At 33.0% G+C, this 9,944-nt stretch carries 8 protein-coding genes and 2 tRNA genes; 4 read left to right on the top strand and 6 right to left on the bottom strand.

Going from position 1 to position 9,944, the window contains the following annotated elements; genetic code table 11:
• Positions 1-121 precede the first annotated feature (121 nt).
• Both SFT90_08275 and SFT90_08270 read left to right on the top strand, forming a co-directional pair.
• Positions 122-199, top strand: a tRNA-Pro gene (locus SFT90_08275).
• A gap of 139 nt (positions 200-338) precedes the next feature.
• The gene (locus SFT90_08270) at positions 339-1,238 is read left to right on the top strand and encodes a hypothetical protein (protein ID MDX1950469.1); all 900 of its coding nucleotides are present in this window, start codon (positions 339-341) and stop codon (positions 1,236-1,238) included.
• A gap of 484 nt (positions 1,239-1,722) precedes the next feature.
• Here the strand turns inward: SFT90_08270 and SFT90_08265 are convergent, their stop codons facing one another.
• Genes SFT90_08265 through SFT90_08245 form a run of 5 tightly spaced genes read right to left on the bottom strand, consistent with a single transcriptional unit; the run spans position 1,723 to position 8,191 of the window.
• Positions 1,723-2,721 carry a hypothetical protein gene (locus SFT90_08265; GenBank protein MDX1950468.1) on the bottom strand — a complete coding sequence of 333 codons (999 nt, stop codon included), beginning with the start codon at positions 2,719-2,721 and terminating at the stop codon, positions 1,723-1,725.
• A gap of 48 nt (positions 2,722-2,769) precedes the next feature.
• Complete coding sequence (locus SFT90_08260) at positions 2,770-3,447, bottom strand: hypothetical protein (protein MDX1950467.1); 678 nt, start codon at positions 3,445-3,447, stop codon at positions 2,770-2,772.
• Between the two features lie 7 nt (positions 3,448-3,454).
• Positions 3,455-5,065, bottom strand: a complete 1,611-nt coding sequence (locus SFT90_08255; GenBank protein ID MDX1950466.1) for a hypothetical protein — start codon at positions 5,063-5,065, stop codon at positions 3,455-3,457.
• A gap of 45 nt (positions 5,066-5,110) precedes the next feature.
• Positions 5,111-6,313, bottom strand: coding sequence for a type II secretion system F family protein (locus tag SFT90_08250; GenBank protein MDX1950465.1), 1,203 nt, complete (start codon positions 6,311-6,313; stop codon positions 5,111-5,113).
• Positions 6,314-6,322: 9 nt separating this feature from the next.
• Positions 6,323-8,191, bottom strand: coding sequence for an ATPase, T2SS/T4P/T4SS family (locus SFT90_08245; GenBank protein MDX1950464.1), 1,869 nt, complete (start codon positions 8,189-8,191; stop codon positions 6,323-6,325).
• A 201-nt stretch (positions 8,192-8,392) separates the two neighbouring features.
• On the opposite strand from SFT90_08245, the gene SFT90_08240 reads away from it, so the two are divergent.
• Both SFT90_08240 and nhaA read left to right on the top strand, forming a co-directional pair.
• Positions 8,393-8,468: transfer RNA gene (locus SFT90_08240), tRNA-Phe, on the top strand.
• Between the two features lie 26 nt (positions 8,469-8,494).
• Entirely contained in the window at positions 8,495-9,676 is a 1,182-nt protein-coding gene (nhaA, locus tag SFT90_08235) for a Na+/H+ antiporter NhaA (GenBank protein ID MDX1950463.1), read from the top strand.
• A gap of 88 nt (positions 9,677-9,764) precedes the next feature.
• Here the strand turns inward: nhaA and SFT90_08230 are convergent.
• Positions 9,765-9,944: 3-methyl-2-oxobutanoate hydroxymethyltransferase (locus tag SFT90_08230; protein ID MDX1950462.1), on the bottom strand; the 180-nt coding region annotated here is incomplete at its 5' end.

The raw sequence follows: 9,944 nt of genomic DNA, 5'->3' as shown, positions 1-9,944 counted from the left end.
ATTTGAATTCATTGAGGAAGTTTTTCATAAGTAAATTATTGGTTGTTTAATTAAAATAGATAAAATAAAAAAAAATTCTAGAATTAAAATTAAAAGATTTTATTAAATTTTTTAATGTTATCGGGGTGTAGCGCAGTCTGGTAGTCGCACTAGCCTGGGGGGCTAGGGGTCGCTGGTTCGAATCCAGTCACCCCGACCATCCGTTAGCAGAAGCCGTAGATTCTGAACCTGCCTCAAAACATGCGGTTCTGAAATTCCCCCGCTTGACCTCCGCCAAATTAAGAGTATTGTTTCGTCTGGTGTTTTTAGGTTAGAATCCTGTGAGGGGGTGTTGTTATATGTCTGTAAATACTTACGCATTCGAATGTAAAATCAATACCCTTGCTTCATGCGTCGGAAAAATGCCTCTGAATCCCAATTCTTTTGAATTTGAGGGGATAAAATTTGCTCACTGGGAATTTAACTTTGCCGAAGGATGGAAACCAGGGGGTTGGCTTGTTACAGGCAAGACTCAAGCAGGCACATTTCATGAAGCACGCATAGAGTTGTGGCATAAATTAAATGATTTGATTCCAAAAATTGCCATGATTTCGCAGTGCTACACTGAGTATTTGCAGGAACCATTTATTATCCATCGATTAGACACCGATGTTGCCTTGTTCTACTACTCGAAAGCAACAAGTGGTGTCCCATTACATTTTGATGAACAATCACAAGAAGCACTTGCTCTTTTGGCAAATAAAAAACTTTCCAATGAGTTTTATTATTACTGGAACGATATGCTCAATAGCACGGGGTATCCTGCAAAGCTTTTGCTAATTTGCTCAGCTTTAGAAGCATTGGGAAAAGCGTTGGGAAGGGATAAAAAAGAATTTAGAATAGAAATTCTTGGTGATGATTTAAGTAATAAAGTCTTTGAGCCGCATAATGGGATTAGACACAGACTGACGCATGGAGAGTATTTTTCTGAGAAAGACAGTGAAAACTACCTTAATCAAATCTACGAAAAGATAACTCAATATTTCAATGATAAAATATTAGAGAAGCACCTCATCAGAAACGTGGTTAATCCGCAGCGACATCCATGGGGAAATAAAAAAGCAGAAGATTACTATTTACAAAAGAAACCTGAGAATTTGTTCTCTCTTAGAGAGATGCTTGATGCTTTTGATAGAGATTTTGAAGGATCTATTAAAAATTTTAAGGTGCTTTCTCCTGAGGAATATAAAAACCTATGACTAAGCTAAAAATCGCACTGCTCTAATGTCCAAGCCATTTTATAAAGAATATAGGTAATGCTATACACGTAGAGACCATTAGAGCCATAATGGCATCTACCTTTCCAACAAACATATATTGTTGAGTTACTATGATGACTGTAACTGAAAATACCATCACAACGAAAAACAGGGCAATTGGAAGTAAACCGCTGCTTTTAACATAATTTTGGCATCGTTGGGCAAAATAGAAACTCGGCACAACGGCGATTATAAAAGCGATTAGATCAACCATACAATCCTTCAAAGCCAATTGGATAACTCTACGCGATGTGTATCACTATACCTCTCGTAATGCTAAGTATTCCATATCAGAAGTTACCCTCTCCACAATCTGAGGCATGTGCATATACTTTCTCGCAATCCACATCTGTAAAATCAAAAACCTTCGCTAGTTGCAGGTTATGAACTCGTCCACGAGGGTCGACCAATTGACAACACAAAATTACCTTGTAGGAATTGGAAGGCGATTATTTACCGAGCCAGGAAGGCTGTTTAGTGGGTTTCTATTTCTCTGCATAATACTATCTTCTGGAATTTGTGAAGGTGCATTTGATAAGCCAGAATTAGAAATATTTTGATTATCTTTAATTGTTGTAGGATCCACATAATATGGATTTTTAACCATTGAAGGAGCAAAATAACCTTGCTTAATCTTTAAGCCATCCATAACAAATGTTTCATTAACATTAAGAAAGAATTTTATTTTGCTCTTTTTAGAATTAATAAAAACCCTTCCATTTTTTGATTTATAATCCCATTCTGAATCGTTTGTTGCTAAGAATTTTGATTTGTAGTCTGGATTTATAATTTCTAGATTTTTATCCTTAAAACTAAATGCCACGCTTTTGCCTGTAACTTCTAATATTTTAAGCCCTTTATAATTTGAAATTTTTCCTTTTTCGGTGCTTCTTCTTTTTATCTCGTTAAACCATATTGTCCAATTATTATCTTCTTCTGAATTTAATATAGATTTTAAGTAAAAGCTTATAGCCTCTAGCTCTTTTAATACTGATAATTCATCAACTGCTTGATTTTTAGCGGAAGAAGCAATCTCCTCTGTTAAATCATTGGTATTATTTAGATTATTAAGAGTTTTTTCTGGTGCAACTGATGAAGCATTATTTTGCTCAATAACTCCATTTTCCCTATAAGAATTTAGAGTAGAATATAGAATTTCCAATTCAGAATTTTTAAATAAAATAGAATCTAAAAAACTATTATTTTCAAAGAAGTTTTTTCCATCAAAAATTTCATCTTTTGATATTTTCTTACTTGTATTTTTATTTTCTTTTTTTTCATCTTTATCAACATCTTCCTTTTGCAGATCTAAAATTGCCTTTTCATCGTCTTTGCTAAAACTTGCATCTGGAGTAACTTCTAAAGGTGCATTTTGAGAATATACAAAGTCAGCACTAAAATAAATGCAAAAAACAAAAAGCAAAATTAAAAACAAATTTATTTTTTTCTCAATGTACATCTCAAAAAAATTTTAGAATTGCGGTGGAGGTGGATTAATTGGCTGATTAGGATTATTTTCAGCAACCTTTTGAACTATAAGCCAATCTAAATCTATTCTACCGCTAACAAAAGCAAATTCAGTTCTGTTAAGAAAATTAACAGCATTAGCTTTGTCAACCTCAAATTTTTTAATTACTTCAAATGATTTTATAAAAATAAATCCTGGGAGCATTTTTTTAAGATCTTCTACCATTGAAAAAACTGCTTCATCAGTCAAGCCCTGAAAACTAAAGGATATAGTGTTATTGTATGCTTCAATAGATTGTGATGATAATTGTTCAACTTTTAATATGTCATTAATGCTATAATCTAGAGACTTAAAGAAATATAAATCCTTTAATTTTTTTATTGCAGGAACTAAATCTCTAAGCCTTAAATATCCTAAGTTATATTGTTTATCGCTTGGCATTTTACTCTTAGGGATTAATAGGTAATCCTTAAGATTTGCCTGAGCTTCATTATAAATAAAATTCTTTGAATTTAGTTCTGATTCTATATTAGTATATGTGCTTTGAATAGTTGTTAGAGACTCTAAAGTTGAGCTTTCATAATAATAAGCTGCAATTAAAAAAACTAACATCGCAGCAGAAATTATAGCCTTCCTAATGGCACTAACTTTAAATGATTTCTTTAGTTCTGAAATTTTCATCTAAAAATTAAAATTGATTAGGGTTTTGCGGAATTGGAGGCAAATCAGGGCTTTGAGGGGCTTGCTGATTCTGCATCATTTGTTTTCTTTGTTCTAGAATTTGTTTAAGCTGCCCTTTAGTTGCACTTATAGTAATTGTTATAACTGGGTCTCCACCTAAAGAAGATTGAGTTGTGGTTCCAAGTTTTAAGCTTTTTTCAGAAGGTAAATTATCTATTTTTAATTCTAGCCCTTCAAACTCTTTTTTAAGTAATTTAGAATATTTATTAGCCTTAAAGAAAATATCAGAGATATCCTTTTTATTATAGACAAGATTTCCTCTAAAAACCAATGTGTATGCAGAATCTTTAGTTTCAAGAGTATAAGATATTATTGCCAAATGCTTCATACTAACTTTTCTAAACATTTTAAGCAAGTCTATAAACTCTGTATTTTCCATCTCTTTAATGGAGTTATTAACCCTTATCATATCCCCAAGAATAGTAGGATTAATCTTATTCTCCGCCTCAAAATCTTTTACATTTGCTAAATCCATTTGTAATGTAGATATCCTATTATTGATATTTTCAGCTTCAATTGAATTATTATATGCTGAATAAAAAAGATAAGCTGTTAAAATTGGTAAAAAAATTATAATTCCATTCAAAATAAGATTAACCATAGCTCTAACTAAAAGAAAATCAGAATTTGATTTCATCTCTTTTGTTTCAAGTTTGAGAAGCTTTTTTTTGCTTACTACAAAATTCGCTGCTAAAACTACATCGCCAAATTTGTCATTTTCTAAAGCAGAATTTTTTACCGGAGAAGCCTGAGAAATTTCATAAGGCGAAAGATGATGAACATCTTGCTTATTGATACCTACTATATCAATATAAGGTGCCGAATCTTTTGCTGAAATTATAAAGAAAGAAATTTTTTGATCCGTGTATCCTATTCTTCTAATATATTCTAAGGTATTTAGGGCTTCTTGGCTAATATTAACCCCAACAGAATCTGGGCTTTGAATACTGAGAGATTGCGAAATGCGGGTAAAAATGATTTTCCCCCCCTTAAATACTACCTGTCTAAAGCCCCCTACTCTATTTTGAGATATTAAAATATCCCAATCATCATTTGATTTTTTACTAACTTTTTTTAGAGATTTAAGTTTAATTAATAAATCTTCAGCTTCAATTGGAAGTAAATAAATTCCTACAAAAACATTTGGTATTGTTTCTACAAATTCTAGCCACTCCGAAAGAGGTGAAGAATTTCTTATAGAAACAAAAACATATTTTATATCTTTTCTAGTTTTTGTTTCTTCTTTTCCAAGCTCCATATAACTATTTAGATCCGAGGGATCAAATTCAGTTTTAAGCTTCCTCTGGATTATTTTTTTAATGTTAGCTTTGCCTACTGGGGGTAAATTCGCAAAAATGAAGTTTTGGTCAATTGTATCAAGAAGAATATAAACTTTATAGCCCTCTTTACCTAAAAAAAACTGGCTTACATCAGAAGAAAAAGGAGAGGAAGTAAATATTCTATTTTCTAAAAAATCTCCTGAAAAGCAGGTTAAAATAGCACCCTCATCACCAAGTGAAATAATTATACTACCAGTTTTTTTTAACAAATTTTTCATTTAATTAGTTTAATAGAATAAATATTTTTTGTAAAAAATTATTTTCTAAAACTTCATCTTACTGAAGCTAGAATAAACAGGACCAAATACAGCTGCAATTACCCACATTAATGTGCTTCCCATTACAACTAGCAAAGTTGGTTGTATCATTGCAACCATAGCTTCTACAGCGTCATCAATTTCTCTTTCATAAAAATAATTTATATTTGCAAGGGATCGCTCCATATTTCCGCTATCCTCACCAACTTTGAACATTCTAACTACTAAACTGGGAAAGCTTCCATTTTCCGCAAGGGCTTCAGTAATTCTAACGCCTTCAGAAATATTTTGCTTTATAGCTTCAATAGATTCTTTAAGAACCCTATTCGTTACAACCCTTCCAGAAATATCAAGTGATTCAAGAACACCTAATCCGCTATTAAAAGTTATAGAGAAAAACTTTACAAATCTTGCGATGTTAACTTTTTGAATTACAGGGCCTATGCCCGGAACTTTTAGAAGAACCCTATCTACTCCCTTTCTAAAAGGTTCATGTCTTTTATATAGTAAAATTAGAATAGTAATTTGGGCGGGAATTCCAAAAATAATAACCCACCAATAATCGGCAAAGAAATTTGAGGTTGCTATTAAAGCCCTTGTATGGAATGGTAAATCAAAACCCTGCTTTTGTAAGAAATCTACTAATTGTGGCACAACAAATAACATCATTAAGCTAATTACAATCGTCATTACAACAATTAGAACAATTGGATAGGTAATTGCTTTTTTTACTTTTCTTCTAAAGTCGTTAGTCCATTTAATATGTTTTGAAAGTTGACCAAAAATATCCGCAAGATTACCAGTTTCCTCGCCCGCGGAAACAAGGCTAATAAATAACTCATCAAAAACATCTTTTCTTTTTGACAATGCACTAGAAAGCTTTTCGCCCCCCTTAATATATTGACATAAATCAGATAATAAATCTCTCATTCTAGGGTTATCAATGCTATCACGCAAATCAATAAGGGAATCTAGAATTGGCACGCCTGCTCTTTCAAGCTCCTCCATATGAACGCAAAGCATTATCATATCTTTAGGCTTTACTTTTGCACCAATACCAGCTTTTTTTTCTTTAACTAATTTATAATCAACTAAGTCGCAATCCAACTCTTTTATTCTTGCTTCTAAATCAAGAACATTGTTTGCGGTCATTTTACCACGATTTTCTTTACCATCTTTTGAAATTGCAAAATAACTATATAAAGGCATAAAAATAATCTAAAATCTTTTTGTCATATCAATTGTTGAAATTAACTCATCAACATCCGTAATCCCCTGTAGAACCTTATCAACCCCATCATCAGACATTGGAATAAACTCAGAAGTTTTAGCAGCTTCATAAAATTTTACTTTACTGGCAGCTTCGTAAATTAATTCATCGATTTTATCATCCACCAATAGAATTTCTGAAATTGCAAGCCTGCCTTTATAACCAGTATAATCACATTTCTCACAACCTACATGCTCAAAAACCATCGGTGGATTTTCAGGGTCTTTTAGAAGAACCTTACATTCAAATTCATTGGCTGGCCTCTCTTTTTTGCAGTGACCGCATAATTTTCTTGCAAGCCTTTGTGCAACTATTGCAATTATACTTCCAGTTAAAATTCTTGGTGTAACACCTATATCTATAAGCCTTGGTATTGCACCTATTGCATCATTAGTGTGAAGCGATGTATAAACTTGGTGACCAGTCATTGCGGCACGAATTGCCATTGAAGCAGTTGCCTCATCACGAACCTCACCCACGAAAATTATATCCGGATCTTGCCTAAGTAATGATTTCACGCCAGAAGCAAAATCCATACCGCTATTTTCTCTAATATTTGACTGCCTAATTATTGGCAAAGAATATTCAACTGGGTCCTCAAGCGTCATTATATTAACATCCATTTTGTTAATATGGCTTAGTATTGAATATAGAGTTGTTGATTTTCCAGAACCAGTTGGGCCAGTTACAATAATTACGCCCTCTGGTCTTTTTAGTGCTTTTTGAAGAATTTTAACATTCCTAGGGCTAAAGCCAAGTTGCTCTAGCGGAAGCAAAGCCTTCTGCTTATCTAAGATACGCATTACAATATTTTCGCCGTGAATAGTTGGCTGAGTTGCAACCCTAAAAGAAACCTCTCTACCGAGAACATTCATTGTAATTCTTCCATCTTGCGGGTTTCTTGTTTCAGTAATATTCATCTCAGACATAATCTTGATACGAACAACAATCGCCGCCCAGTAATCTCTATGAAAAGACCTTATTAAACGAAGCGAACCATCAACCCTATATCTTAGGCGTATAAACTGCCCCTCTGGCTCAAAATGCAAATCCGAAGCCCCTCTTTGAATTGCATCAACCAATAACGCATCAATCAAGCGAACGGTTGGATTTATATATCCATCTTGTTGATTAGCAGTTTGAGTTAATACTTTTGCATCTTCATTACTTAAAGCCTCAATCTCTCTTAAAATTCCATCAATTGAAAGCTCATAATCGTAGTAATTATTTATTAAATCATTGAGGTCTTTTTCGCTTGAATGCGTTGGTGTTAGCTTGAACCTTTTAGGAAAATACCTTCTTATTCTATCAAGTGCTAGAACATTAAAAACATCGGTCATAGCAACATAAATATTGCCCTCTTCCATTAGCACTGGAATTGCTTTGTATCTAACCGCTATTTCTTTTGGAACTTGCTTTACAAGTGATGGATCAATAATAGATTTTTTAATATCAAACCTTCTAACGCCTGATTCTTCTGCAAGAATTTCTGCAAGGGTATTCTCAGTAATCAAGCCCATTTCAACCATTATCTGGCCAAGCATTACGCCTTTTTTCTGCTCTCTTTGAATTTTGAGAGCAATCTCAAGCTGATCTTGAGTGAGAAGGTTTTTTTCAATTAATTTTTGCCCTATTGGCTTTCTGCTCAACTTTTCCTTTGATTCTAGATCTAGAGCGTCATGGTCATTCTTAATAATATCAGTTGAGTCAGATAGAACAACTTCTTCTTGAGGCTCAGCGGTCTTTTTTTGTTGCAGAAGACGCTTCTGCTCTTCTAGCATTTCTTTTATGGAATCTTTAAGATTAGGTTCAGACATTTTTAATCAGCCAAAGCACAAAAAATTTAATTTAACTTGCTTAAATTCTAAACATTAAAGGCCAAAATAAAACCAATCACTAACTATTTCATAAGGAAATTAGCAAGTTTTTCAAAAAAATTATAATTTTGCAACAAATCTTAAAAAACTAAAAAATTGACATAGAAAATTAATTCATTTATAAGCCCAATCATTCTTAATGGTCGGATAGCTCAGTCGGTAGAGCAAAGGACTGAAAATCCTTGTGTCGCCAGTTCGATTCTGGCTCCGACCACCATTTTTCTTTCCTATAAAGCTCCCTTAATGAAAGTTTTAGCTAGTAAAATTAACCGTTTTCTGAGAAATTTTATTGAGATGGAATCCTCAAGTGGGATAGTTATGATTTTCTTTGCGTTACTCGCAATAATTCTTGCTAACTCTAACTATTCAGAGGCTTATAAGAGTTTTATAAAATTTCCAATTAATTTTGGTTATGAAAATAATCAGATGCATTTTACCCTCAAAACCTTTGTGAAAGATGTTTTAATGTGCATCTTCTTTTTTATAGTTGGTATGGAGTTAAAATATGAAATGCTACTTGGTAATTTATCCAAAAAAGGCCAAAAAATTCTTCCACTTATTGCAGCCCTTGGCGGAATTGTGCTACCCACTTTAATATTTTTTATATTTAATATAAACCACCCTGAAAACCACAAAGGCTGGGCTATTCCCTCTGCTACAGACATCGCTTTTGCATTATGTATTATGAATTTAATAGGCAAATCAGTTCCTATTTCCGCCAAAGTTTTTCTGCTGGCGATTGCAATATATGATGATTTAGCAGCAATTATAATTATCGCTTTATTTTATTCTGCTGGTTTGAATATAATTGCTTTAGCCCTTGGAATTCTTGGGGTCTTCTTATTATTTCTATTAAACAAATTCAAGATTGAGAATATAATTCCATATATACTAACTGGGTTTTATATGTGGGCTTGCTTTCATTACTCAGGTATTCACACAACAATTGCGGGCGTTTTGCTGGGTGCGTTTATACCAATTTCTAGTTTCAAAAACCCTCATAAATCGCCATTAAAACATTTGATGCATATTATCCACCCTTGGGTTGCATTTTTTATTTTACCATTATTTGCATTCGTAAGCTCTGGCGTTAGCTTCAAAGGTATCAGCTCAGAAGAAATTTTTGCACCACTAACTATTGGAATTGCTCTTTCGCTATTTTTGGGAAAGCAAATTGGTATTTTTTTTACCACCTATTTATGCTCAAAACTAAAGATTGCAGATAAGCCAGAAGGCACAAATTGGCTTGATATTTACGGCACATCAGTAATTGCTGGAATTGGCTTTACGATGAGTTTATTTGTTGGGCTTCTTGCATTCAAAGATCCAATTTTGCAAGATGAAGTTAAGATAGGTGTTATTGCCGGCTCTTTATTCTCAACAATTTTAGGTTTTTTTGTGTTTAGAGTATTGAAAAGAAAATAAAAACACCTCAGCTTCATACCCGCGGAAGCGGGTATCAATATCACATCTATAGATTCCCGCTTTCGCTGGAATGAAATATGTTAAAAAACTAATACAAATATTCTTTTGTTGGGAATTTTTGGGATTTTACTTCGCTAGAATATTTTTTTGCTGCGTTTGAAATAACTTCTTTTATGTTAGAATATTTTTTTACAAATTTTGCAGATTCATCAAAAAAACCAAGCATATCTTCAGTTACAAGCACTTGACCATCACAATTTTCAGAAGC

Source organism: Rickettsiales bacterium (genome assembly GCA_033762595.1).
In the GTDB taxonomy this organism is placed as follows: domain Bacteria; phylum Pseudomonadota; class Alphaproteobacteria; order Rickettsiales; family UBA8987; genus JANPLD01.
Note: the sequence above shows the minus strand (reverse complement) of the source record. Positions and strands in the feature narration are given on the sequence as shown.

Bases quoted from the DNA above. Each gene is read 5' to 3' on its own strand.
- SFT90_08270 (MDX1950469.1), top strand. From the start codon at position 339: ATGTCTGTAAATACTTACGCATTCGAATGTAAAATCAATACCCTTGCT.
- SFT90_08260 (MDX1950467.1), bottom strand. From the start codon at position 3,447: ATGAAAATTTCAGAACTAAAGAAATCATTTAAAGTTAGTGCCATTAGG.
- SFT90_08255 (MDX1950466.1), bottom strand. From the start codon at position 5,065: ATGAAAAATTTGTTAAAAAAAACTGGTAGTATAATTATTTCACTTGGT.
- SFT90_08250 (MDX1950465.1), bottom strand. From the start codon at position 6,313: ATGCCTTTATATAGTTATTTTGCAATTTCAAAAGATGGTAAAGAAAAT.
- SFT90_08245 (MDX1950464.1), bottom strand. From the start codon at position 8,191: ATGTCTGAACCTAATCTTAAAGATTCCATAAAAGAAATGCTAGAAGAG.
- nhaA (MDX1950463.1), top strand. From the start codon at position 8,495: ATGAAAGTTTTAGCTAGTAAAATTAACCGTTTTCTGAGAAATTTTATT.